Below are 23,714 nucleotides of genomic sequence, written 5' to 3' on the forward strand. Positions count from 1 at the left end.
CCCGGGGGGCCGCCGTGTTTTTTTGGGTTTCGGGGGGGGGGGGGGGGGGTCGGCCCCCCCCCGCCCCCCGACCGCTCTTTGCTTGCTTTCTGCTTCTTGCCTTCTGCTTCTTGCCTTCTGCTTCTTGCTTTCTGCTTTCCGGCGCCCGGCCTGCTACCCCTGCGCCGACCGCTTCTCGCTCAACGTGTTCCGCAGCCACTGCTCGATGCTCACGATGTGGATCGTCGCCCACGCCCGGGCCCCCTCGGAGTCCCGCTCGGCCAGCGCGTCCAAGATCGCCGTGTGCTCCATCAACGTCCGGGTCAGCGCCCCCTCCTGCGTCAGCCCGCGCCAGACCCGCGCGCGCGTCGTCGGCCCCGACAGGCTGTCCAGCAGCGAGCCCAGCACGACGTTCCGCGAGCAGGCCGCGATCCGGCTGTGGAACTCCAGGTCGTTGCGCACCAGGTCCTCGACCGTCGGGGCGTTCCCGATCAGCGCCAGGTGCGCGCGCAGGTCGGCCACCTCCTCGTCGGTGATGCGCTGCGCGGCCATCGCCGTGGCGGCCGGCTCCAGGATGCGGCGTACCTCAAGAAATTCAAGAACGGTGTCGTCGCGGTGGAAGTCCACCACGAAGCTCATCGCCTCCAGCAGCCGCGCCGGCTCCAGGCTGGTGACGTAAGTACCGTCGCCCTGCCGGACGTCCAGCACGTGGATCAGCGACAGGGCCCGCACCGCCTCCCGCAGCGAGCTGCGCGAAAGGCCCAGCTCCGCGGCCAGGTCCGCCTCCTTGGGCAGGCGGTCGCCGGGCCGGAGCCGGCCCTTGATGATCATCTCTTTGATCTTCTCGATCGCCTCGTCCGTGACCGCCATGCGGTCATTGTGCCAGCGCCGGGGGCCGGTGGCCTGCGGCGGCTACGTAGGCAACCCTTACCCAGAACTGACAGCGCCCCCGCGAAGATCGAGGCCGTGGACGTGTCGTTGCTGGCCGGCTGGCTGCCGTGGACCCTGCGGGTGCTCACCGTGGCGCTGGTCGTCGTCACGATCGGACGCAGGCGGCTGCGGGACCGGAAGTTCCTGCTCAAGCGCCTGCCGATCGTGCTCGGGGGATCTGTTCTGTTCGGCGTGCTGTGCGTGGTGCTGGTCCGGACGGTCGCCGGGATCTCCGATCCGCTGCCGCTCGGCCTCTGGTTCTGGCTCGCGGTCTTCGCCCTGGCCCTGGGCCTGGCGATCGTGTGCTGGCGCGGCTCACGCTGGTGGCAGCGCACGGCCGCGCCGCTGGCGATGGTGCTGGCCGTGCTCACCGCCGCCGACGCGCTGGACATCAGCCTCGGCTACTACCCGACGCTGGCGGACATGTACGGCGAGCTCACCAACCAGGCGCTGCCGCAGCAGGTCACCCTGGCGCAGCTGGGCAGCATCCACGGCAACACCAGGACCGGACGCATCGTCGAGGTCGACATCCCGGACACCGCCAGCGGCTTCCAACACCGCAGCGAGTACGTCTACCTGCCGCCGGCCTGGTTCCGCTCCACGCACCGCCCCAAGCTCCCGGTCGTGGAGATGATCGGCGGCGAGTACGCCGTCCCGGACAACTGGATCCGCGCCGGCGACGCCATCAAGACCGCCGACGCCTACGCCGCCGCCCACCACGGCTTCGCCCCGGTCCTGGTCTTCGTCGACGCCTCCGGCGGCTTCAAGGTGGACACCGAGTGCGTGAACGGCCCCGCCGGCCAGGCCATGGACCACCTGGTGAAGGACATCCCGCCCTACGTCGAGAAGACCTTCGGCACCGCCACGATCCCGGCCAAATGGGCCGCTGCGGGCTGGTCCATGGGCGGCACCTGCGCCATCGACCTGGCACTCACGCACCCCACGGTCTTCGGCCACTTCCTGGACATCAGCGGCGACCTGGGCCCCAACAAGGGCGACAAGAACTCCACCATCGCCACCCTGTACGGCGGCAACGCGGCCGAGTACGCCGCCGACGACCCCGTGACCATCCTGGCCAAGCACAAGAAGTGGCCCAAGACCTTCTCCGGCATGTTCGCGGTGGGCGACCAGGAGTCGGCGCAGCCGAAGCACGCGCAGCAGCTCTCCGCCGCGCTGAACAAGGACCACGTCCCGAACCAGATCTGGACCGGCTCCGGGAAGCACTCGTGGACCTTCGCGCAGGCGGCGTTCGTGCAGGAGCTGCCGTGGCTGGCCAAGGCGGTTCAGGTGCCGGGAGCGAAGTAGCGCACGGCGCGTGTCAGGTCTATGTTGCGGCTGAGACGATTCAGTCAGCTGAATCACTGCTCACAGACCTCGGGGGAGAAACCATGACGCAGACAGACATGACGGCTGACCAAAGCGTTGTACCGGACAGCATCAAGAAGGCGGTCAGCTTCATGCAAGCCGGCGCGGCGCTGGCGGTGGTGCAGGGAGTCGCGGGAGCACTGAGCGAGCTCAGCAGACCCGCCGTCGTCGTCCTCGAGCTCGCCATCTGCGCAGTCGCGGCCGCCGTCTGGCTGTGGGTGGCGAGCGCCTCCCAGGCAGGCCGCAACGGCGCCCGCGTGCTGGGCACCGTGTTCTTCGCCCTGTCCACGCTGGGCATCGTGCAGGTGATAGCCGGCACGTTGCACGTCAACGCGCTGATCGTCACGGTCGACGTGCTGAGCTGGGTCGCCGGCCTCGGCACTACAGTTCTGTTGTGGCAGCGCGAGTCGACTCAGTTCTTCGAGCGCCGGAGGCACTGACCGCCGGCGCCGACAGCGCGAGCTTCGGCAGCAGCGCCACGAATATGACAGCGGCGGATCGGCGCGTCTAAGAAGGCGCCGTGGAAAGCTGGCGGCATGACCGTCGAGTACATCCGCTATCGCATCCCCGCCGAGCGCGCAGCCGACTTCGAGGCGGCCTGTGCCGACGCGGCCGCCGCGCTCGCCGCCGACCCGGAGTGCGTCGGTTACGAGTTGACCCGAGGCGTCGACGAACCCGACCAGTACGTCTTCCGCACCACCTGGAACTCGGCGAAGACGCCGACGGCCCCGGTCGAGGACCGCCTCAAGGCCTTCGAAGCCGACGTCACCGACCGGCGCCGCTACGAGAACACCGCCGTCCGAGGTGACGGCGGCGCGGTCCCGAGCCTCTACGAATGGCTCGGCGGTGAAGAGGCCCTGCTGCGCCTGACGGAGGCCTTCTACCGCGAGGTCCTGAAGGACGACCTGCTCCAGCCGCTGTTCGCCGGCATGGACCCCGGGCACCCGCAGCACGTCGCGCTCTGGCTCGGCGAGGTCTTCGGCGGCCCCGGCACCTACACCGAATCCCACGGCGGCTACCGCCACATGATCCGGCAGCACCTCGGCCGCGGCATTCAGGAAAAGCAGCGCCGCCGCTGGGTCAGCCTTCTGATGGACGCCGCCGACGAGGTCGGTCTCCCCGACGACCCCGAGTTCCGCGCCGCCTTCACCAGCTACATCGAGTGGGGCACCCGGCTGGCCGTCATCAACTCGCAGCCCGGTGTGAAGGAGTACAACGCCCCGATGCCGAAATGGAACTGGGGCGGGCACCCTCCGTACCGCGGCTGAGCGGCCGGAGGGGCACCCGCCCCGGAACAACGCGATCTACTTCACGGTCTACTTCACGAACGTGATCGGGTACTGCGACGCCCCGCGGCCGTCCAGCAGGTGGTTGTCGTGCCCCTTCAGGAACCGGTCGAAGAACGAGTCCACCAGCGCCCGGTCGGCCGCCACCGCGCGCTTCGCGTCGACCGTCCCGTTGTCGTCGGTCAGCGTCGAAGCCGGGACCTTGCCCGCCAGCTGCGCCAGCAGCGGCTCGGCGTCGGTGAACGACTGGTGCTGGGAGTCGTTCAGCGTGATGTCGGCCTTCCAGCCCTGCTGGTGCTGCCAGAACGACGCCCACGACGGCTCGACGTGGATGCTGCTGGGGTAGCGGCCGGTGCTGCCCATCAGCAGGAGCGGCTGCTTCAGCCCGTGCAGCGCGACATCGCTCAGGTGCGTGCCGTCGGGGTTCTCGGTGAACTCCAGGGTGCCGTCCAGATTGACGCCGGCCTTGACCCGCGGGTCGTTGTACATCGTCTCCGCCGCCTCGAACCCGCCGGCGGAGTGCCCGAACATCCCGATGTCGTTCAGGTCCATCCCGGCGGTCAGCCGGTGCGGCAGGCTCGACAGCCGGTTCAGCACGAACTGGGTGTCGGCCAGGCGGATGTCCATCACTTTGGTGAGCAGGACCGTGGCCGCCGCCTGGTCGTCCCCGACCTGGGCGAAGGCCGCCAGCAGCGGCGCGTTGTCGACGACGTGGCCGTCCGGGAACTCCGTGGCCGGCGCCTCCCCGGTGTGGTCGATGGTGACCACCACATAGCCCTGCGACGCCAGGTTCTCCACCAGCGTGACATTCGAGTCCCGCGGGTCACCGGCACCGGGCGAGTACAGGACGACCGGGAAGTGGCCCGGCGCCATCGCGGCGTCCTGCACCGAGTGCGTCTTGGTCGCGGCCCAGTTCACCAGGCCGGCGGGCAGGTTGTTGCCGCTGTCCAAGCTGGCACCGATCAGAGCGGACGCCGCTGCCGGGTACTGGTTCGTGAAGGGCTTGCCGCCGGTGTGCACGGCCGGATAGAAGACGCTGATCATCAGCTCGCGATACGGCTGCTTCGGCGTCCACGGGTCCGACCGCGAGTCGTCGACGAGCCGGAAGGTCGACTCGCCGGTGGCGTACCGGCCGGTCGGCGCGGGCAGCTTGAGCGTCTCCCCCTTGGCCGGCTTGGCGGGCTTCGAGGCCGACACGGCCGACGAGGCCGACGCCGGGAGCGTGACCGAGGCGGCGAGACCACAAGCGACGACCCCGGCCAGAGAAGCGGCGACGAGACGAGAAGTGCGCATGAGACGTTCCTTCGGATGCGGTGACGCGGTGTTCTGACACCTTGATCCTCGCAACTCGCGCACCCCACGAACCACGGTGCTACCAGGCGTTTCACCCTTCGTGAGGGCCGAACCCGCCATAGGGCGGATAACCGCCCTATGACAGCGTCCGCAGTCGCGTTTCCCGGATCCGGTGCCCTCCCCGGATCACCCGATCCCGATCCCGTTCAGCATCGCCTTGATCGCCGGGCCCGCCTTGTCGTTGCCGAATCCGCCGTTGAGCACCACACAGGCGACGGCGATGTCGTGCTGCGGGTCCATCGCGATCATCCAGCTGTCCAGATCCCCGTTCTGCCGCTCGGCCGTGCCGGTCTTGGCGCCGAGCGTCGGGCTGATGCCGCGCAGCGAGGTGGCCGTGCCCTCCGTGATGACGCCCCGCATCAGAGTCTTGAGATCGTTGTCGACCCCGGCGGGCAGCGGCGTCGCCGGGACCTGGGTCTGCCCCGGCAGCAGGATCGGCTGCTTGAACGTGCCGGTCGCGGCCGTCGCGGCCAGCGAGGCCATCGTGAGCGGGCACATCGTGATGTCGCCCTGGCCGAAGGTCTCGGCGGCGAAGCGCTCCTGGCCGTCGGCCGCGGGGACCTGCTCGCTGCCCGCGGTGCAGTACGTGGCTGCGCCGAGCCCCATGTCCCACGGCTGGTTCATGCCGAACTGCGTCTTCGCCTCGTTCTCCAGCGCGCCGAGGCCCGACAGGCGGTTCCGCAGACCGACGTAGGACGTGTTGCAGGACTGCTCGAAGGCATCGGTCAGGGTGGCGTTCGGGTAGCCGTTCTTCAGGCCCTCGTCGTTGTGGTAGTTCTGCGACCCCACGGTCGCGATCGCCGGACACGGCGCCGAATCCGACGGCTTGAGCCCGGCCTGGAGCAGCGCGGCGGTCGTGACCACCTTGAACGTGGAACCCGGCGCCCGCAGCGCGTGATACGCCAAGCCCGCCGTGCTCTGCGAGTTGCTGGCCATCGCCAGGACGCCGCCGGTGCTCGGCTTGATGACCACCATGCCGGACTCCGGATACGCGGCCAGCGCATGCTCCGCGGCGGTCTGGACGCGGTTGTCGAGCGTCGACTTGATCTGCAGCGCGGCGCCGCCGCTCGGCGCGCCGATGGTGACCGGCTCGGTCCCGCCGAGCGTCGCGCCGGTGTTCGCGTCGACGAAGTTGATCTGGAGCGCGGTGGGCGCCGGAGCCCCGGACGGCTTGGCGGTCGCCAGCCGCGAGAGCACGGTCCCCAGGCTGGGATGCGCCGACGCCTGCAACGGCAGACCGGTGTCGTCAACGACCGTCGCGGCCGGCGGCGTCGCGGTGAGATTCGCCGCGCCGCCGAGCTGCGGATGGATGACCGCCGAGGACCAGTGGACCAGCGGAGTCCTCGCGCTACCGCTCGCCGGGACGACCGCGAGGACCGAGTTGTACGTCCACTGCAAACCGCCGTCGAAGGTGTCCACGACGCTGAAGTTGTAGTGCGCCGCCGGGTCCGGCGCGGCGCCGGTCGCAGGGATCTGCGATCCGAGGGTGAGCTGTGTGGACTTAGGATTCAGCGACTTCATGACCGCTTGCAGCCGCGGACCGGCGGCGGTCGCGTTGTCGGTGAGGGAGCCGGCCTTGGTGTAGTCGCCCGACGCCCACGCGGCCAGGAAGTCCTTCGCGACTGCGTCCGGCGTCGAGGGCGTGTCGCCGGACCCGGACGCCCCCGCCGCCCCGGACGCCCCCGACGACGCCGCGCCGCCGCCCGGCCCCGCCTGCGCCGTCGGCGACGTGCCCGCGCCGCTGTGATCGGACCGCAGCCAGAGCGCCACGGACGCGGTCGCCACCACCGCGGCCGTGACGACCGCCGCGGTGACGGTCCTTGAAGTGCGGCGTCCCCGCCGTTGCATGCCTGCCATAGTTCGTAAGGAAAGCCTGCGGTTCGTGATCCTGTCCAAGAGTCGTATGGGAAACACATCCATAGCGAAGTGACTATGATCCAATGTCATGGACCTCTTGGCGCACCTCCGGTACTTCCGTGTGGTCGCTGAGGAACAGCACTTCGGACGGGCCGCCAGCCGGCTGCGGCTGGCACAGCCGTCGCTGTCGCAGCGGATCCAGCGGCTGGAGCGGGAGTTCGGGGTGCGGCTGTTCGACCGGGGACGCGGCGGCGCCGTGCTGACCCCGGCCGGGCAGCTGGTGCTGGCGCAGAGCGAGGCCGTCCTCGACGCCGCGGACCGGCTGCGGTCGGTGGTGGAGCGGCTGCAGGACGGCGAGGCCGGGACGTTGCGCGCGGCGGTGCCGGCGCACCTCGGCGGCGCGGCGGTGGCGGCGCTGCTGACGGCGTTCCAGGAGCGCAGTCCCGGCAGCGAACTCGACCTCCGCGAGCTCACCACGGCCGAGCAGACGGCGGAGTTGGCGGCGGGCACGCTGGACGCCGGAATCGTGCGGCATCCCTGTCTCGCGGCAGGACTGTCGTTCGGGCCGATGCTGCATCAGCCATTGGGCGTGTTGCTGCGCGAGGACGATCCGCTCGCGGCCCGGCCCGAGGTCGATCTCAGAGCCCTGACGGGACGCGGACTGGCCATGCCGCCGCGCACGAACAGCCCGGCGCTGCACGACGAGACGCTGACCGCGTGTGCCCGCCACGGTTTCACGCCGACAGCCATCCGCACGGTCGAAGGGCTCGAATTCACCCGCGCGCTCATCCTGTCCGGCGCCGACCTGGTCGCGCTGATCCCCGAGCCGCCGCCGGAGCCCGGCACGACCTGGCGTCCGCTGTCCGGCCGTCCGCTGTCCTGGCGCACGTCCACGGCCTGGCGCGCCGGGCACGACGGACCGGCCGTGCGCGTCTTCGCCGCGGCCGCCGACCTCGCGCTGCGCGTCCACGCCGGCATGTACGCGGCGTCCGCCGAACGTCCGCGCGCCGCCCGGCCGGAGACGGAGTTCGCGTTGTGAGTGAAGCCGTTTCCCCGTCCAACGCCGCCACTCGGCGCGCCGTGACCCGCATCAACGCCGCCTTCGCCGACGCCAGTGTCACGGGCCAACTGCACGCGCTGGACATCGACTCCGGCGCCACAGTCTCCGTGGCCGCCACGCACCTGATGCCGACCAGCAGTCTCCACAAGGTGTGCCTGCTCGCGACCCTGTACCGGGAAGCCGCCGCCGGCCGCCTGGACCGCACGCGGCAGATCGAGATCCCGGCTGCCGAGCGCACGCCTGGCTTGTCGGGCCTCGCCGTGATGCGCGATGCCGTGCGCATGTCCCTGCGAGACCTCGCGACCCTCGTCGTCGCCGTCAGCGACAACGCCGCCGCCGACGTTCTGTGGCGCGAAATCGGCTTCGACGCCGTCAACCGCACCATGGCCGAGCTCGGTCTGACCGATACGATCGCGGTCCACGACATGGCGGCCATCAGGGACGCGCTGCGGGCCCACCCGAACCTGACCGACCCCGCCGCGGTCGCCGCTGTCAGCATCCTGAGTCCCTTGCGCACCAACCGCTCCACGGCGCGCCAGATGGCCGAGCTGTTCGCCGCCGTGTGGCGCGACGAGGTCTGTACCGGAGACCTGGCCGAAGAGCTGCGCTCGCTGCTCGGGCTCCAAGCCTGGACGCACCGCATGGCCTCCGGCTTCCCGTTCGACGACGTCCGGGTCAGCGGCAAGACCGCCACGCTGCCGACGCTGCGCCACGAGGCCGGCGTCATCGAGTACCCCGACGGCGGCCGCTACGCCGTCGCCGTCTTCACGCGCGCCGCCTCCACCGCCTCGATCCTGCCCGCCGCCGACGCCGTGATCGGCACCGCGGCCCGCATCGCGGTGGACGCACTGCGCTCGCTGTAGAGCTCACTGCACGGCCCGCTCGAACAACCACATACCCGACTCAGGGTTCTGATTGTTGCTTTCCGTGCATATCGCGCACCTGCGAGGCCTCGGAAAACACCGCGTCGCAGGTTGTGGCAAGCCGAATTGTTAGGAACCTTGACAGACCTCTGGTCTAGTCCAATGATGTCCTCCAGGGCGGCCGCCTCTATCAAGATCCAGTCCTGCTCAACGCCCTGCCATCTGGGAGCAACATGAAACGGACAGGCCGTCATATCCGCGTGCTCGTGACCGCCGCGGCGACGCTGGCCGCGAGCGCCGGCGCCCTCTTGGCGTCGAGCGCCGCGGGCCATGCCGCCAGTGCGGTACCGGCCGCGTCGACCGGCACCCCCATCCCGGCGCACGTCTTCGCGCCCTACTTCGAGGCCTACAACGGCGACGACCCGGCGACGCTGAGCCAGCAGTCCGGCGCCAAGTACCTGACGATGGCGTTCGTCCAGACCGCCAGCGCGGGTTCGTGCACGGTGGACTGGGACGGCGACACCTCGACGCCGATCTCGTCCTCGACCTACGGAACCTCCATCGCCACGATCCGGTCCAGCGGCGGCGACGTCATCCCGTCGTTCGGCGGGTACGCCGCCGACCACGGCGGCACCGAGATCGCGGACAGCTGCACCAACGTCAGCTCGATCGCCGCGGCGTACGAGAACGTCATCACGACGTACAACGTCACCCGGCTCGACCTGGACACCGAGGACAACTCGCTGACCAACACCGCGGGCATCGACCGGCGCAACAAGGCCATCAAGATGGTCGAGGACTGGGCCGCGGCGAACGGCCGCACCGTCCAGTTCAGCTACACGCTGCCGACCACCACGAGCGGCCTGGCCGACTCGGGGCTGGCCGTGCTGCAGAACGCGGTCTCCAACAACGCGCGGATCGACGTCGTCAACATCATGACGTTCGACTACTACGACGGCGCGACGCACGAGATGGCGAACGACACCAAGACCGCCGCCACCGGCCTTGAGGGTCAGCTCGCCTCGCTCTACCCGAGCAAGTCCGCCTCGCAGCTGTGGGGCATGGTCGGCGTCACCGAGATGCCGGGCATCGACGACTACGGAGCGGCCGAGACGTTCCAGACCTCGGACGCGGCACCGGTGCTGAGCTGGGCCAACTCCATGGGCATCGCCGAGATCTCGTTCTGGGCGCTGCAGCGGGACAACGGCGGCTGCGTCGGGACCGGCGGCTCGGACAGCTGCTCGGGCATCGCGCAGAGCACGTGGTACTTCAGCAACACCTTCGAGCCGTTCACCAGCGGCGGCAGCACTCCGCCGCCGCCGACGAACGACTTCTCCGTGGGCGTCTCGCCGACGTCGGCCTCGCTGGCTCAGGGCGGGACCGCCAAGGCGACGGTGTCCACGGCGGTCACCAACGGCACCGCGCAGAGCATCGCGCTGACGGCCAGCGGGGCGCCCTCGGGCGCGACCGTGAGCCTGAGCCCGACCTCGGTGACGGCCGGCGGCACCTCGGCGCTCACCGTGGCCACGGCCTCGACCACCCCGGCCGGCACGTACCAGATCACCGTCACCGGCACTGCGGCCTCAGGAAGCCACAGCGCCACGTTCACGCTGACGGTGACCGGTCCGGGCGGCGGGGGTGGCGGCGCGGTGGCCAACGGCGGCTTCGAGTCCGGCTCGTTCAGCCCCTGGACGTGTCAGAGCACTGACGCCGTCGTCAGCAGCCCGGTGCACTCCGGGTCGCACGCCGCGAAGGTCTCGCCGACCGCGAGCGCGACCGGCGAGTGCGACCAGGCGGTGAGCGGGCTGACGCCGAACCACGCGTACAAGCTCACCGCGTGGGTGCAGGGCAACTACGCCTTCGTCGGCGTCAGCGGCGGGGCCAGCGCCAGCGCCTGGACCTCGGCGTCGAGCTGGACGCAGCTGTCGGTGCCGTTCACGACCGACTCCACCGGGAAGGTGACGGTGTTCGTCCACGGCTGGTACAGCCAGGGCGACGTCTACGCGGACGACTTCGCCATTTCCTAGCAGGTTCCCCCTGCGCACGCGTGGCGTCCCGGCGGATCAGGGCTCTCATAAGGCCCGCGACCCGCCGGGGCGCCGCGTCAATCCCGGCGAGTGCTTATCACTCGATGTAACGAAGTAACAAAGCGCATATTGCCCGGGTGAGACGGACATTGGTTACGTGGAGGCATGCCGACCACGGATTCCACGCCCCAGGACCTCGTCCCGCAGGACATCGTCCAGGAAAGCCAGCTCAGCCTCAGCACGGCCGCCGCCCGGAACCTGGCGACGACCACCAAGACCGTTCCGCAGATGCAGGGCATCACCTCGCGGTGGCTGCTCCGCAAGCTGCCCTGGGTGCAGGTCTCCGGCGGCACCTACCGGGTGAACCGCCGGCTGTCGCACGCGGTGGGGCGCGGCCGCGTCGCCTTCGACCAGGCCGGCGAGGACATCAGGGTCCTGCCCCCGACGCTGACCGAGCTGCCGATCCTGCGCGGCCTGGACGACGACGCGCTGCTGGCCGAACTGGCGAGCCGGTTCGCGCAGCGCCCGTTCGCCGCCGGCGAGCAACTGGCCGAGGCCGGGCAGCCGGTGACCGAGATCCTGGTGGTCGGGCACGGCAAGGTCGCCAAGGTCGGCACCGGCAAGTACGGCGAGACCACGGTCATCGGCTCGTTCGCGGGCGGCGACCACCTGGGCGACGAGGCCGTGGCCGGCGGCGTCGTGGACTCGGTGCCCTGGGGCTACGGGGCCCGCGCCACCACCTCCGGCGTGCTGCTCGCGCTGCCGCTGAGCGCCTTCCAGGAGCTGCTGGACCGCTCGGAGACGCTGCGCGCGCAGCTCGCCTCGCACGCGACGCGCCGGGCCAAGCCGGTGAACAAGAAGGGCGAGGCGGAGATCTCGCTGGCCGCCGGCCACGAGGGCGAGGCCGACCTGCCGGGCACGTTCGTGGACTACGAGCTGCAGCCGCGCGAGTACCAGCTCTCGGTGGCGCAGACGGTGCTGCGGATCCACTCCCGCGTCGCAGACCTCTACAACGACCCGATGAACCAGACCGAGCAGCAGCTGCGGCTGACCGTCGAGGCGCTGAAGGAGCGGCAGGAGAGCGAGCTGCTGAACAACCCGGAGTTCGGGCTGCTGCACAACGCCGCCAACGAGCAGCGGATCCACACCCACAGCGGCCCGCCGACCCCGGACGACATGGACGAGCTGCTGTCGATGCGCCGCTCCACGAAGTTCTTCCTGGCGCACCCCAAGGCCATCGCCGCCTTCGGTCGCGAGTGCACCAAGCGCGGCGTGTACCCGACGTCGGGGAACGTCGACGGCAACCGCGTGTTCGCCTGGCGCGACGTCCCGATCTACCCGTGCTCCAAGATCCCGATCACCGACGGCCACACCACCTCGATCCTGGCCATGCGCACCGGCCAGGACGAGCAGGGCGTGGTCGGCCTGCACCAGACCGGCCTGCCGGACGAGTTCGAGCCGAGCCTGAACGTCCGCTTCATGGGCATCGACGACAAGGCGATCATCTCCTACCTCGTCAGCGCCTACTACTCGGCCGCGATCCTGGTCCCGGACGCGCTCGGCGTGCTCGAGAACGTCGAGCTCGACCGCCCGCGCGGCTAGCGCCGCGGCGACGGCGGGGTCCTCGGTGGCTCGTGCGGCGAGCCGCCGGGGACGTGTGAGAGGTGCGGCGGGGCGGGGGCGGGGGCGGGGATCACTCAGCTCTCGAACAGCAACGAGTCCAGCCCGCGCCGCACGCCGACCGCGTCCCCGACATGGCGCACGGCGAGCAGCGTGCCGGCCACGTAGGGCGCGGGATCGGGACCCGCGTCGTGCTGCATGACCAGCCGCTCGCCGGCACCGCCGAAGATGATCTCGGTACTGACGACGTAGCTCGGCAGCCGCACCGAATGGATGCGAGTGCCGTCGACGTCCGCACCACGCGCCTCGACCGGACCCCGCAACTCGTCGAGCGGAACCGCGGGCACCGGACGCCGGATCGCCCCCAGCGTCTCGGCCAACTCGCGGGCCGTCCCGCTCGGCACGTCGGGCTTGCCAGCACTGGCGTAATCGATAATCTCCCAACGGTCCAGGTGCTCCGCGGCGAGCGCCGCGGCCTTGCGCAGCACCGCGGCCATCACCGAGAAGTTCCCGGCGGCGATCACCCCGACCTCACGATCCCGCGCCGCCGCGTCGAGCTCGGCATAGTCCTCGGCGGTGAGGCCGGACGAGCCGATCACGACGTGCACGCCGGCGCGCACGGCCTCGAACGCGTTCTGCTTCACGGCCGCCGCGCTGGTGTAGTCGATCACGACATCAACCGGCTCGGCCGCCAACGCCTCGGCCACGGACGCATACACCCGCCCCGCCGCCGCGCATCCGGCCGCCTCCGCCAGCGACTTCCCCGCCGCCGACCGGGACACACCCGAGACGAGGACGAGATCGGCCGAGTCCTCGATCGCCGCGACGACGGCCGACGCGGTCCAGCCGGTGACGCCGGAGAAGCAGATCCTGATCATGTGCTCAGGCTACGGCGAGACCCCCGCTCCCGCCCGCCGCGCTGCACCGCGCCATGCCAAGCCTGCCCTGCGGCTTGCATCGCGCTGCCGCTCTCCTGGTGCACCGCGCCGAAGACCAGGACCACTGCCCGGACCGCCGCGCCACACGATCTCGCACCTTGGTGCGTACACGCGGCTGAATACACGCGCCACTCTGCCGAGCCGCGCCGCCGAGCATCGGGCTGCATGACCCGCCGCCATCGGCTGCATCGCGCCGTGCCGCGCGCCGCCGTGCCGCCGCGCCGAGCACCGAGCCGCATGGCCCCCGCCTCCGGACACATCACGCTACGCCGTGCGGTTCGCGCGCGCTGCTGCATTGCGTCGGCGCCGCGCCGATCAGCTCCCTGAAACCCGCAGCTCCCCCGACTCCAGCGGCAGCCCGGCAGCGGCCCAGTCCTCGATCCCCTCCCGGTACTTCCGCACGTTCGTGTACCCCAGCCCCTCCAACTTCCCAGCCACCGCCTGGCTGTTCTGGCACGCCGGGTTCGAGCAGTACGTCACGATCAGCGCGTCCCGGTCCGGCAGCAGCTCCGCGTACACCTCCTCCACGTGGTCGGCGTGCAGGGGGATGGCGCCGGGCAGGTGTTGCTGCTCCCAGTAGGCGCCGGCGAGGGCGTCGAGGACGGTGACCGAGCCGCTGTCTATCGCGGCCTTCAGCTCGTCGCGGGTGATGAGGGTGGTCATGGCTGGGCCTCCTGTTTCGTGCGCTAAGTGGACCTGGGTCCGCTTGACGGTTCCAGAGTATGCGGACCGGGGTCCGCTTGTCTACAATGAGTCCATGTCCGAACCGTCCAGGCCCGAACTCCCCCTCGCCGGCGAGCCGCCCCGGGAGCGCGCCGACGCCGCCCGCAACCGGGCCCTGGTGCTCCAGGCCGCCTGGCGGCTCTACACGCACGGCGGCGTCGAGGCGCTGACCACCGACGCGGTGGCGCAGGAGGCCGGCGTCGGCAAGGGCACCGTCTACCGCCGTTTCCGGGACAAGAGCGGGCTCGTCGCCGCCCTGCTGGACGACCGGGAGAAGGAACTCCAGCTCGCGATGATCAGCGGCCCCGCGCCTCTCGGGCCGGACGCCGCCACGCAGACCGAGCGCCGCGTCGCCTTCGTGCTGGCGTACCTGGACTACCTGCAGGCCCACCTGGATCTTCTGCTCGCCTCCGAGACCGCCGCGCCCGGCGCCCGCTATCGCCTGGGCGTCTACCAGTTCTGGAAGACCCACCTGACCATGCTCTTCACCGAGGACCGCGATCCGGAGTTCCGCGCCTACACGATCCTGGCGCTCCTCGACGCGGGCCTGGTCAGCCATCTGCTCGCGGACGGCTGGCGGTGGGACCGGATCCGCGCCGGCGTCGAACAGGAGGCCCGCCGATGATGCGCGAGCTCGTCATCCTCGGCACCGCCTCGCAGGTGCCGACGCGCTACCGCGCCCACAACGCCTACTTCCTCCGCTTCGACGAGCAGGGCTTCCTCTTCGACCCCGGCGAGGGCACGCAGCGCCAGATGCAGTTCGCCGGCCTGTCGGTCACCGACGTCACCCGGCTGTGCGTCACCCACTTCCACGGCGACCACGCCCTCGGCCTGCCCGGCGTCCTGCAGCGCATGTCCCTGGACGACGTCCCGCACGAAGTGGTCTGCCACTTCCCCGGCGAGCACGAGGAGTACTTCGAACGCCTCCGCTTCGCCACCCCGCACCACGCCCGCGCGAAGATCGCGACGCGGCCGAGCACCGGCGCGCGCACCTACGCTCTCGACGGCGGCCTGACCCTCACCGTCGCACCGCTCGACCACGGCATCCCCTGCCAGGGCTACCGCATCGACGAGGCCGACGGCATCAGGATGCTGCCGCAGAAGCTGAACGCGGCCGGGATCAAGGGCCCGGACATCGCACGCCTGCGCGCCGAAGGCCGCCTCGGGGACGTCCGGCTGGAGGACGTCAGCATCCCCAAACCCGGCCAGAGCTTCGCCTTCCTGATGGACACCCGCCGCTGCCCCGGTGCCGAGCAGTTGGCGGCCGGGGTGGACCTGCTGGTGATCGAAGCGACGTTCCTCGACTCCGAAGAATCCCTCGCCGGCCAGTTCGGCCACCTCACGGCCCGCCAGGCCGCACGCCTGGCGGCCGACGCCGGCGTCCGCGAACTCGTCCTCACGCACTTCTCGCAGCGCTACCCGATCGACACCGCCCCGGCGCGCTACCTGGCCGAGGCCGCCGAGGAGTTCGACGGCCCGATCCACATCGCCGAGGACCTGATGCGGATCCCGTTCCCGAAGCGTGTGGAGGCCAAGGACTCCTGACAATCTCCGGCAGCCTGTCGGATCCGCAGCGAGCTGTTCGTCGGGTAGATGAGAGGCGGTCGAACGAAGCCGCCGGGACAAGGAGGAGCCATGACCGAGTACCTCATCGCCTTCAACGAGGAGTGGGTACCCGACTTCACGGTCGAGGAGCTGCAAGAGAAGGCCACGGCGGTCCGGGCGTTGGTGGCGGAGATGAAGGCCGCCGGCGTCTTCGTCTTCACCGGCGGCCTGGACGACGCCGCCCCGGTGTTCAGCGTCGACGCGTCGAGCGGCACGCCGCTGTTCACCGACGGCCCCTACGTCGAGTCCAAGGAGTACCTCGGCGGCTTCGCCGTCGTGGACGTGCCCGACGAGGAGGCGGCGCGGCTGTGGGCCGGAAAGATCGCGGTGGCCTGCGGCTGGCCGCAGGAGGTGCGACGGTTCCGGGTCCCCAAGAACTGATGCGGTGCCCGCTGCCGGTCTGCCCCGGTCCACCGGGGACAGGCCGGCGTCACACGCTCGCGAAAGGCTTGCCCTCCAACGGAAGCCCCGCCATCGCCTCACCGAGCCCGATCGCCTCGTACACATGCGCCGCGACATCGACATGCCGCAGCGTCCCCATCTCGGCCCCCGCCACGATCCCCGGCCCGCTGGCCGCGATCCACGCCGTCCGCTCCAGATCGCTGTCGCCGCCGTGCCCGCCCTCGTCGACGTGCCCGTGGTCGGTCACCACGATCACCGTCCACCGCTCCTCGGCGTGCGCGGACCGGGCCCGCACCGTCGCCAGCAGGCGCCCGACCCGCGCGTCGGCACGCTCCACCGCCGCGCGGTACTCCGCCCCGACGCCGAGTTCGTGCCCGGTCTCGTCCACATCCCCCAGGTACACGAACGCCACGTCGTAGTCCGCCGCCAGCAGTTCGCGTTCCGCATCGGCCGTCGCCGCCTCGTCCCCGCGCTCGCAGTCCAGGCCGTACGACGTGAACGTCACCCGGTCCGGCGCCGCGAACAACGGTCCCCCGCAGGCCGCCGTCGCCAACGGCTCCCAGCTCCCGACCGACAGATACGTCCGCTTGCCGGCCAGCGAGGCCAGCGTCAGGAAGTCCGGATGCTCCGCGAGCCGGTGCCCGGTGAAGACGTTGTGCGTGATCCCGTGCTTGGCCGCCGAGACGCCGGTCGCGACCGTCGCCCAGCACGGCCCGGACCACGTCGGCGTGGCGTCGTCGATGCGCACCGGCGCGAGGAAGCCCTCGGCCGCGACCGCGTCGAGATGCGGGGTGCGGACCTCGCGGAGCACGTCGAGACGGACCCCGTCGATGCCGATGACGAGGACGCGTGATGGTGAAGTCATTGGTACCGATCTACCCGTTTCTTCTAGCGGACGCCGCGAATCCTGTTGATGCACACCGCACCGGCCACCGAAGCGATCGCCGAGGCCCAGAACAGCGCAGCATACCCACCCGCGAACTTGATGAGCAGCGCGGCTATCGGCGGCACCAGCGCGAACGGGATGATCGTCATCAAGTTCGCGAAACCCATGTCGCGCCCCCGGTCGGCACCAGAGGGCAGGGTCTGCGTGACCAACGCGCCGTCCACACTCAGGTAGACGCCGTACCCGAGACCGAGCACCGCACCGGCGGCGAGCATCATCCCCCAGGTCTGGTGCACCGCGATCATCGCCGCCGCGACCGCCATCACCGCGGATCCGGCGGCCACCAAAGGCTTGCGGCGTCCCCAGCGGTCCGACAGCCAGCCGGCGATCACGACCAGCGCGACCGTCGAGACGCTGTTCACCGCGACCACGATCAGCAGGTGGCTGTCGTTGCTCTTGTCCGACGGCGTGTTCTTGAATCCGAGGACGTCACTCAGGAAGTACGGCGTGTACAGCGTCCCGAGGCCGTAGCCGAGCACCATCAGGAACCGCGTGGCGAGCGCCCACCCGAAGTCGGGGTACTGCCGCACCTGGATCCGGTAGTTGGCCAGATAAGCCTGGAAACTGAACGGCTCGCGCCGCTCCCGCGGCAGCTGCGGGTCCCCGACCCGCCACGCGAAGAGCAGCACGAACACCATCAGCGAGGCCAGCGCCGCGTACTGCCCGACGTACCCCTTCGACAGCGAGACCAGCACCCCGCCGACGATCAGCGCGGCGGCCTGCGGCACCCCGCCCCAGCCCAGGACGATGCCGCGCTGTCCGGACGGCACCTGGTCCGGGACGATCGTCACCATGCCGGCGGCCAGCGCGGCCACGAACACCGTCTGCAGCAGGTAGCCGAGGCCGACGCCCCACACCGAGTTCTGCGTCCCGCTGAAGACCAGCGCACCGGCGCCGGCGACGCCGCCGAAGGCGATCCACGGCCGCCGCCGCCCGAAGCGCGAGACCGTGCGGTCCGACAGCATCCCGAACAGCGGCCCCAGGAACAGGATCGACAGCGTCCCGATCGTGTTCACCCACGCGAAGTCCGCGACGTGCCCGGCCGGGTCGATGTCCTTGATCTGCTGCGGCACCGTGAAGGTGCTGGGCACTTGGCTCGCGACCTGCCAGCCGAGCCCGGCGACCACGAAGCCGGTGATCCACGGCGCCCGGACCTTCGCCGTGGGCTCCGCGTCGAACGAGGATGACGTGGTGCCGGGGCCGGGCGAAGTCTCGGTGGACAAGGCGCGCTCCAGATATATGAATCATCTTCATGTTCTCGGGACGCTCATCGTAGGCGTGTGCGAGTCATCCAACAAGAGGCGATGCCCTGGCGGGAAGTACCGCCGGGGCATCGCCTCCTACTTCTTCTACAAGGGAAAGGCCTACGGCTTCGCCGCCAGCGCCTGGTCCACTCCGCGCGCCGGCGTCCCGAGACCGGTCACCGTGTCGTAGCCGGCGTGCGCCGAGCACTCCGCGGGCGGGCAGGCACCGTTGCTGCCGGAGGTGACATCGACGAGCGCGGAGCCGAGCCCGTAGACGTCGCGGAACACCGAGCCGTCGGCCGAGGCCAGATGCGGCTTGCCGAGGGTGGCACGAGCCTGGTCGGCGGTCGCCAGGATCGCCGACCAGATCGGGGCCGACAAACTGGTGCCGCCGACTTCGGCCCAGCCGGAGCGGCCTTGCGTCGCGTCCGTGTAGTAGACGGCGACGCCGGTCTGCGGGTCGGCGACCGCCGAGACGTCGGGCGTCCCGCGGTGCGCGTCGGGATTCACACCGTCCTGGTACGCCGGACGCTTCTCGAAGAACGACAAACCGCCGCCGGTGCCGCGCCACGCGGTCTGGCTCACCGTGGTGCCCGCGGCGTCCAGCTTCAAGGTGGTGCCGCCGATGGAGAGCACGTTCGGTGAGGTGGCGCTGTAACCGTCGGGATTGCCGCTGTCGCCGGCCGATTCCACGCAGACGGTGTCGGTGAACAGGCACCGGTCGTCGTAGAAGGACTCGCCGGAGAACTCGCGATTCAAGCCGTAGCTCATCGAGACCGCCGCCGGGTGCAGCGCCGCCGCGGCCTCCACGGCCTCGTTCAGGTGCTGCATGGTCGGGTCCTGCGCCTCGACGAGGACGATCTTCGCGTGCGGGGCCACGGCGTGCACCCACTCGACGTCCAGCGCGGCCTCACCGTCCCAGCCGCCGCCGTCGACGGTCGTGCCGGGCATGGTGTGGACGGAGAAGTCGAAGCAGTCGGCACCGGCTGCCGCGCTGTCACATGTCGGCGGGAGGCCGAACTGCTTGCTGAAGATGTTCAGGTCGCTCCGGAGCGCCGGGTGGTGGTAGGCGTCCACGATCGCGACGGTCTGGCCGCTGCCGTCGCCCTTGAGCGCGAGGTTGTGCTGGATCTGCGCCGGGGTGTAGCCGCGGAGCGGCGGTGTGGTCGCCAGGGCCGGCGGGATCACCGAGTCCGGAACGAGGCTGCCGCCGGTCGGGTCCATCACCGGTGTGGTCGGTGTGGTCGGTGTGGTCGGCGCGACACTCGGGGTGGTGGCCTTCAACCGCTGCTTGGGCGCGGACTTCTTGGCGGCGCCGGGCGTCAGCGTGCCGGTCAGGGTCGAGACCGTGACGCCGTGCATGTTCGTGTCCTGATCGAAGTAGAACGACCCCATCCACTCGTCGTTGATGCCCCACTCGCGGATGTCCTGTTCGAGCCCCAGCACCTGCGAGCCGTCGACGACGAGTTGGTGCGCGTCGTCGAGTGGTCCGGTCTCCGCGAGGTCGCCGGGGTAGTCGTTGTTCCCGTCGAACAGTGCCGGGTCGTAGGCCTGCGCCCCGAACGGCGAGTCCAGCAGCACCGTCGAGCCGCCGGTCGAGGTGGCGAACGCGCCGGAGTAGGTGTCGGAGAACATGCCGGTGTCGGTCCAGGTCCTGCCGTCCGGCAGCAGCCGGCTGATGACGGCGAAGTGGTACCAGGCCAGGCCGTCCTTCGGATCGGCGCTGAAGTCGATGTTCGTGGTCGATCCGCCGCCGGTGTGCGAAGTGAGCACGGCGCCGGTACGGCTGTCGCGGACCTCGACCAGGGTGGTGCCCGAGGGACCGTTCGGGTCCTTGGCGGCCCAGGCCAGAGCGACACCGTGGCCGTCCGCACCGGGGATGTCAGGGCTCGCATAGGCGGCCTGCAACTGGCCGGTGCTGAGCACCGACGGATCGGCCGGGAGGTCCCAGACCGTCCTGCCGGTCCGGGCGTCGACCGACACGACTCCGTCCTTCGGCGCCTTGTCACCCGCCGCGGTGGCGTACTCGGCGATCACGTGGCCGTCGGAGTCCACCGTCGCGTTGCTGAACCGCACCGCGCTGCCGGCCGGCTTGAACGTCCACAGCTGCCGGCCGTTCAGGCCGTAGGCGGTGAGCGCGTGGGTCGGGTCGATGATCTCAGTGTTCTTACCCGAACCGGTGGCGGCCACCGACCACGTGTAGGCACCGGGGACGTCCTTGGCCACCGTGACCTTGCCGGTCGCGACGTCGATCAGGTCCCAGCCGCCGGTCGCGGCGACCAGCACCTGCTTGCCGTCGTCGACGAGTTCGGCGTGGTGCACGGCGCCCTGCACGGTCGAGGTCCACAGGACCTTCGGCACGCCGTTCGGCTGCGGATGGCCGTCGAGCAGGAACACACCGCGGCTCTGCCCGGCCGCGACGATGTTCTTGACGCCGTCCTCCGCCGTGGTCGGGCCGGGGACCAGGACGCCGGAGTACAGGTCGCCGAGCTGAGGCTGGGTCGCCACCGGGGCCCCGTTGGAGATCTTGTACGCGTAGGCGGTCTGGTCGGCGGCCACCGACAGGATGCGGTCGCCCCACTGCGCGGGCTCCAAACCGGTGCCGACCGCGCCGGACTGGCGCCAGCGGAGCTTGCCGGTGCGGGCGTCGAACGACAGGACCTGCGTGCCCTCGGGGCCGTTCGGGACGGCTTCGGTGGGGTTCTGCGGGTCCTGGGTGGTGACGACGACGCTCGCCCGGTCCGCGTCCGGCAGGAACATGCCGCCGACGACCGGCGCGTCGCCGGTGAAGGCGGCCGGGATCGGCGTGGTCCACAGGCTCTTGCCACCCGCGGTGAAGGAGAGGACTGACGAGCTCACCGGGAGCGGCTGGGAGCCGGACATGTCCATGGTCAGCTCGGTCGCGACATACGCGGGGTTCTTACGGCCTTCGTGGTCCGAGTCCGCGACCCGCAGCGACGTGACGAAGGTGCCGGTGCGGTCGGAGAGCACCTGGCGGCTGCCGGTCCTCGGGTCGATCGCGGTGAGCTGCCAGCCGACCGCGTCCTCGGGGTCGTTCTCCTCGGCGACGACGAGCCGGTGCCGCTCGGGATCGTCGCGGATGATGCGCGGGTAGCCGGAGGTCGGGACGTCGAGCTTCAGCTTGCCGGTGGCCGCGTCCAGCAGGATCACGTGGCCGTCGGCGGGACGCGGCGTGCCCAGGCCCATCGGGGTGTCGGTCCAGCCGGTCGCGATGCCGTCGGCGGTCGGGGTGATGGTGGCGAGCGCGGCCCACGGGACCTGGGTGTCGTACGTCCAGGCGGTGGCGCCGGCCACCGCGGCGCCGGACTTGTGGAACTTCACGAGCGAGACGCTGGTCCGGCTCTCGCCCGACGACGGCGCCGGTTCGATGCCCCACATCGGGCCGGTAACGTTGCCGACGACCAAGCCCCCGGCCCCGGCCGCGAGGCGGTTGACGTAACCGGGATAGACGTGATGCCACAACGTCTTGCCGGTGCGGCCGTCGATCACGGTGACGAAGGACGCGAAGTGGGTCAGCGGGGAGTCCGGAACCGTGAAGGGGAAGGCCGCGCTGGCGCCGAGGGTGTAAGCGACAGCGATGTCGTGCCCTGATCCGCCCCCGAAGTCGCCGACCGCGAAGGTCTGGTCGGAACCGACGCCGGTGCCGGAAATCGGGTCGTAGCCGGCGAACATGTCCAGCGGCGGCGGCTCGGGGAGATAGGGAACGGTGCCCTTGAGACCCCAGTCCGCCGCCAGCCCCTGCTCGGTCTTGGTCCACACCGGCTTGCCGTCCCGCCCGACGCGCTGGACCTGGCCGGAGGTGTCGACGTGGAACCAGTCGTCGCTGCCGGGGACGGCCGCGGTCAGACCGAGGCCGCGCGCGGTCTCGATCTGCTGGTTCGCGGTGAAGGACAGGCCGGAGTTCGAGGCCTGACCAGCCGCCGAACCAGCCGCCGGCGCACTCGGCGCACTCCGCGCGGCCGACGTGGTCGGGTCGGCACTCACGCCGGCCGCCACGGCCTGCGCCATCCCGACGCGCTGGGCTACAGTGCCGGTGCTGTCGACACCGACGGTGTACTTCGCGGACAGGTTCCGGACCTGATCCGCGGTCAGCCGGAGCGCGGCGGCCGCGGATGACGGAGACGGGGCGGCGGACGGGGCGGCGGACCCGGCGGCGGACGCACCGGCCGCACTCGCCACACCGGCCGTCGAGCCGAAGACTGTCACGGCCACGGCCGCCGCCATCCATGGACGGCGTAGAGGTATCGCAGGCAAGGGTGATCTCCCGACATCCCAGAGTGCTGATGTGACTGCGCTTCCGACCCGGCAGAATGCGGGAACCGGCGCCGAAGCGGTGACAGGGATGCTGGCAGCGGCGTACCGCGAGGTGGAAGCGTTTTCCCTGACCGTTACCGGACACCTGCCGGTTCCGGCCGGACGGCGCTATAGTGTGGCCGCTTCTTGATCGCAGGAGGGGAATCAGGAGGGGGATCACCGTGGCACAGGAGACTGAGCTGGTCAGAACCGGCGGCGACGGCGGGCCGCGCCCGTGTTGATCCCCGCCGGCCTGTCAGCCTTCGACGAATCCGTCCTGCGCCGCCTGCTCACCGCGGGCGACCCGCACACCCCGGCGACCCTCGCCGAGGACCTCGGCGCCCCGCCGGAACAGGTCCGCCGCAGCGTCCGCCGCCTCACCGAGCTCGGGCTCGCGCTGCGCGACGGGTTGGCGGTGGTGCCGGTCGACCCGCGCGTGGCGCTCACCGGGCTGTTGCGGGAGCGGCGGACCGAGTTGGACCGGCTGACCCAGACCATCGACGAGCTGTCGGCCAGCTTCCACGACCGCGCGGTGCGCACCGGGGCGGCGCGGCCGGTCGAGGCGATCGTCGGGCGCTCGGCCATCGCCGCGCGGTTCCACGATCTGATGGCGCGCGCCGACACCGAGATCCTCGCCTTCGACACGCCGCCATACGTCGCGTCCAACTACGGCGACTCCGAGGCGGAGACCGGCGCGTTGGCGCGGGGTGTCGCCGTGCGCGCCGTCTACGCGGCCGAGGTGCTGGACCACCCTGACCGCACCAACCGGGTACGAGCGCTCGTCCAGCTCGGCGAGCAGGCGCGCGCCGCTCCGGCGCTGCCGACCAAGCTCGTCGTCGCCGACCGGCGGGAGGCGATCCTGCCGTTGTCCGAGCCGGGGGCCGGCGACGCCGACTCGCGCTGCGCCGTCGTGCACGCCTCCGGGCTCTGCGAGGCACTGATCGCGCTGTTCGAGGCGGTGTGGACGCAGGCGGTGCCGTTGTTCGCGCCGCGGGCGGGAGCGAACCCGGATCTGCTCGCCGAGGACCACGCGATCCTGCAGTGCCTGAACGCGGGGATGAAGGACGACGTCATCGCGCGCCAGCTCGGCATCAGCGAGCGCACCGTGCGCCGCCGCGTCGCCGATCTGGCGGTCCGGCTCGGGGCCGCGTCGCGCTTCCAGATCGGCGCTCAGGCGGCGCGCCGCGGTTGGGTGTGAGTTA

The 23,714-nt window shown here is 70.8% G+C and carries 19 protein-coding genes; 11 read left to right on the forward strand and 8 right to left on the reverse strand.

Annotated elements, in window-relative coordinates:
* Positions 1-153 precede the first annotated feature (153 nt).
* Positions 154-849 carry a FadR/GntR family transcriptional regulator gene (locus tag ABH920_RS45310; RefSeq protein WP_370355550.1) on the reverse strand — a complete coding sequence of 232 codons (696 nt, stop codon included), beginning with the start codon at positions 847-849 and terminating at the stop codon, positions 154-156.
* 96 nt (positions 850-945) lie between these two features.
* Here ABH920_RS45310 and ABH920_RS45315 point away from each other — a divergent pair, with 96 nt between their 5' ends.
* The 3 genes from ABH920_RS45315 (at position 946) to ABH920_RS45325 (ending at position 3,542) form a co-directional block, all read left to right on the forward strand.
* Complete coding sequence (locus tag ABH920_RS45315; RefSeq protein WP_370355551.1) at positions 946-2,214, forward strand: alpha/beta hydrolase; 1,269 nt, start codon at positions 946-948, stop codon at positions 2,212-2,214.
* Positions 2,215-2,297: 83 nt separating this feature from the next.
* Positions 2,298-2,714 (forward strand): hypothetical protein, encoded by a 417-nt coding sequence (locus tag ABH920_RS45320; protein ID WP_370355552.1) that lies wholly within the window; start codon positions 2,298-2,300, stop codon positions 2,712-2,714.
* A gap of 96 nt (positions 2,715-2,810) precedes the next feature.
* Positions 2,811-3,542, forward strand: coding sequence for a group II truncated hemoglobin (locus ABH920_RS45325; RefSeq protein WP_370355553.1), 732 nt, complete (start codon positions 2,811-2,813; stop codon positions 3,540-3,542).
* A 48-nt stretch (positions 3,543-3,590) separates the two neighbouring features.
* Here the strand turns inward: ABH920_RS45325 and ABH920_RS45330 are convergent, their stop codons facing one another.
* The gene (locus tag ABH920_RS45330) at positions 3,591-4,853 is read right to left on the reverse strand and encodes an alpha/beta hydrolase family protein (RefSeq protein ID WP_370355554.1); all 1,263 of its coding nucleotides are present in this window, start codon (positions 4,851-4,853) and stop codon (positions 3,591-3,593) included.
* 186 nt (positions 4,854-5,039) lie between these two features.
* A complete protein-coding gene (locus ABH920_RS45335) occupies positions 5,040-6,770 on the reverse strand; it encodes a penicillin-binding transpeptidase domain-containing protein (RefSeq protein ID WP_370355555.1) in 1,731 nt (576 codons plus the stop codon).
* 88 nt (positions 6,771-6,858) lie between these two features.
* Here ABH920_RS45335 and ABH920_RS45340 point away from each other — a divergent pair, with 88 nt between their 5' ends.
* The 4 genes from ABH920_RS45340 to ABH920_RS45355 all read left to right on the forward strand — a co-directional run bounded on the left by ABH920_RS45340 (position 6,859) and on the right by ABH920_RS45355 (position 12,322).
* Positions 6,859-7,809, forward strand: a complete 951-nt coding sequence (locus ABH920_RS45340) for a LysR substrate-binding domain-containing protein (protein ID WP_370355556.1) — start codon at positions 6,859-6,861, stop codon at positions 7,807-7,809.
* Positions 7,806-8,693 carry a serine hydrolase gene (locus tag ABH920_RS45345; protein ID WP_370355557.1) on the forward strand — a complete coding sequence of 296 codons (888 nt, stop codon included), beginning with the start codon at positions 7,806-7,808 and terminating at the stop codon, positions 8,691-8,693. The genes ABH920_RS45340 and ABH920_RS45345 overlap by 4 nt, the downstream gene beginning before the upstream one ends.
* A gap of 233 nt (positions 8,694-8,926) precedes the next feature.
* Positions 8,927-10,720: a glycosyl hydrolase family 18 protein gene (locus ABH920_RS45350; RefSeq protein WP_370355558.1), complete on the forward strand. Its 1,794-nt coding sequence runs from the start codon at positions 8,927-8,929 to the stop codon at positions 10,718-10,720.
* Between the two features lie 165 nt (positions 10,721-10,885).
* Entirely contained in the window at positions 10,886-12,322 is a 1,437-nt protein-coding gene (locus ABH920_RS45355) for a family 2B encapsulin nanocompartment shell protein (RefSeq protein ID WP_370355559.1), read from the forward strand.
* A 95-nt stretch (positions 12,323-12,417) separates the two neighbouring features.
* Here the strand turns inward: ABH920_RS45355 and dapB are convergent, their stop codons facing one another.
* Positions 12,418-13,218, reverse strand: coding sequence for a 4-hydroxy-tetrahydrodipicolinate reductase (gene dapB, locus ABH920_RS45360; protein WP_370355560.1), 801 nt, complete (start codon positions 13,216-13,218; stop codon positions 12,418-12,420).
* 375 nt (positions 13,219-13,593) lie between these two features.
* Positions 13,594-13,941: a rhodanese-like domain-containing protein gene (locus ABH920_RS45365; RefSeq protein ID WP_370355561.1), complete on the reverse strand. Its 348-nt coding sequence runs from the start codon at positions 13,939-13,941 to the stop codon at positions 13,594-13,596.
* Between the two features lie 94 nt (positions 13,942-14,035).
* Between ABH920_RS45365 and ABH920_RS45370 the strand changes: the two genes are divergently transcribed.
* From ABH920_RS45370 to ABH920_RS45380, 3 genes are all read left to right on the forward strand, one after another.
* Entirely contained in the window at positions 14,036-14,626 is a 591-nt protein-coding gene (locus ABH920_RS45370; RefSeq protein ID WP_370355562.1) for a TetR/AcrR family transcriptional regulator, read from the forward strand.
* Entirely contained in the window at positions 14,623-15,546 is a 924-nt protein-coding gene (locus ABH920_RS45375; RefSeq protein ID WP_370355563.1) for a ribonuclease Z, read from the forward strand. The genes ABH920_RS45370 and ABH920_RS45375 overlap by 4 nt, the downstream gene beginning before the upstream one ends.
* A 90-nt stretch (positions 15,547-15,636) precedes the next feature.
* Positions 15,637-15,987, forward strand: a complete 351-nt coding sequence (locus ABH920_RS45380; RefSeq protein ID WP_370355564.1) for a YciI family protein — start codon at positions 15,637-15,639, stop codon at positions 15,985-15,987.
* A gap of 49 nt (positions 15,988-16,036) precedes the next feature.
* Here ABH920_RS45380 and ABH920_RS45385 read toward each other — a convergent pair whose 3' ends face one another.
* From ABH920_RS45385 to ABH920_RS45395, 3 genes are all read right to left on the reverse strand, one after another.
* Entirely contained in the window at positions 16,037-16,873 is an 837-nt protein-coding gene (locus ABH920_RS45385) for an alkaline phosphatase family protein (protein ID WP_370355565.1), read from the reverse strand.
* Between the two features lie 23 nt (positions 16,874-16,896).
* Positions 16,897-18,177 (reverse strand): MFS transporter, encoded by a 1,281-nt coding sequence (locus ABH920_RS45390; RefSeq protein WP_370355566.1) that lies wholly within the window; start codon positions 18,175-18,177, stop codon positions 16,897-16,899.
* Between the two features lie 141 nt (positions 18,178-18,318).
* Positions 18,319-22,431, reverse strand: coding sequence for a PQQ-binding-like beta-propeller repeat protein (locus ABH920_RS45395; RefSeq protein WP_370355567.1), 4,113 nt, complete (start codon positions 22,429-22,431; stop codon positions 18,319-18,321).
* Between the two features lie 316 nt (positions 22,432-22,747).
* Between ABH920_RS45395 and ABH920_RS45400 the strand changes: the two genes are divergently transcribed.
* Positions 22,748-23,710, forward strand: a complete 963-nt coding sequence (locus ABH920_RS45400; RefSeq protein ID WP_370355568.1) for a LuxR C-terminal-related transcriptional regulator — start codon at positions 22,748-22,750, stop codon at positions 23,708-23,710.
* Positions 23,711-23,714: the final 4 nt, after the last annotated feature.

The sequence above is a fragment of the Catenulispora sp. EB89 genome (genome assembly GCF_041261445.1).
In the GTDB taxonomy this organism is placed as follows: domain Bacteria; phylum Actinomycetota; class Actinomycetes; order Streptomycetales; family Catenulisporaceae; genus Catenulispora.

Bases quoted from the DNA above. Each gene is read 5' to 3' on its own strand.
- ABH920_RS45310 (WP_370355550.1), bottom strand. From the start codon at position 849: ATGGCGGTCACGGACGAGGCGATCGAGAAGATCAAAGAGATGATCATC.
- ABH920_RS45320 (WP_370355552.1), top strand. From the start codon at position 2,298: ATGACGCAGACAGACATGACGGCTGACCAAAGCGTTGTACCGGACAGC.
- ABH920_RS45325 (WP_370355553.1), top strand. From the start codon at position 2,811: ATGACCGTCGAGTACATCCGCTATCGCATCCCCGCCGAGCGCGCAGCC.
- ABH920_RS45330 (WP_370355554.1), bottom strand. From the start codon at position 4,853: ATGCGCACTTCTCGTCTCGTCGCCGCTTCTCTGGCCGGGGTCGTCGCT.
- ABH920_RS45335 (WP_370355555.1), bottom strand. From the start codon at position 6,770: ATGGCAGGCATGCAACGGCGGGGACGCCGCACTTCAAGGACCGTCACC.
- ABH920_RS45340 (WP_370355556.1), top strand. From the start codon at position 6,859: ATGGACCTCTTGGCGCACCTCCGGTACTTCCGTGTGGTCGCTGAGGAA.
- ABH920_RS45350 (WP_370355558.1), top strand. From the start codon at position 8,927: ATGAAACGGACAGGCCGTCATATCCGCGTGCTCGTGACCGCCGCGGCG.
- ABH920_RS45355 (WP_370355559.1), top strand. From the start codon at position 10,886: ATGCCGACCACGGATTCCACGCCCCAGGACCTCGTCCCGCAGGACATC.
- dapB (WP_370355560.1), bottom strand. From the start codon at position 13,218: ATGATCAGGATCTGCTTCTCCGGCGTCACCGGCTGGACCGCGTCGGCC.
- ABH920_RS45365 (WP_370355561.1), bottom strand. From the start codon at position 13,941: ATGACCACCCTCATCACCCGCGACGAGCTGAAGGCCGCGATAGACAGC.
- ABH920_RS45370 (WP_370355562.1), top strand. From the start codon at position 14,036: ATGTCCGAACCGTCCAGGCCCGAACTCCCCCTCGCCGGCGAGCCGCCC.
- ABH920_RS45375 (WP_370355563.1), top strand. From the start codon at position 14,623: ATGATGCGCGAGCTCGTCATCCTCGGCACCGCCTCGCAGGTGCCGACG.
- ABH920_RS45380 (WP_370355564.1), top strand. From the start codon at position 15,637: ATGACCGAGTACCTCATCGCCTTCAACGAGGAGTGGGTACCCGACTTC.
- ABH920_RS45385 (WP_370355565.1), bottom strand. From the start codon at position 16,873: ATGACTTCACCATCACGCGTCCTCGTCATCGGCATCGACGGGGTCCGT.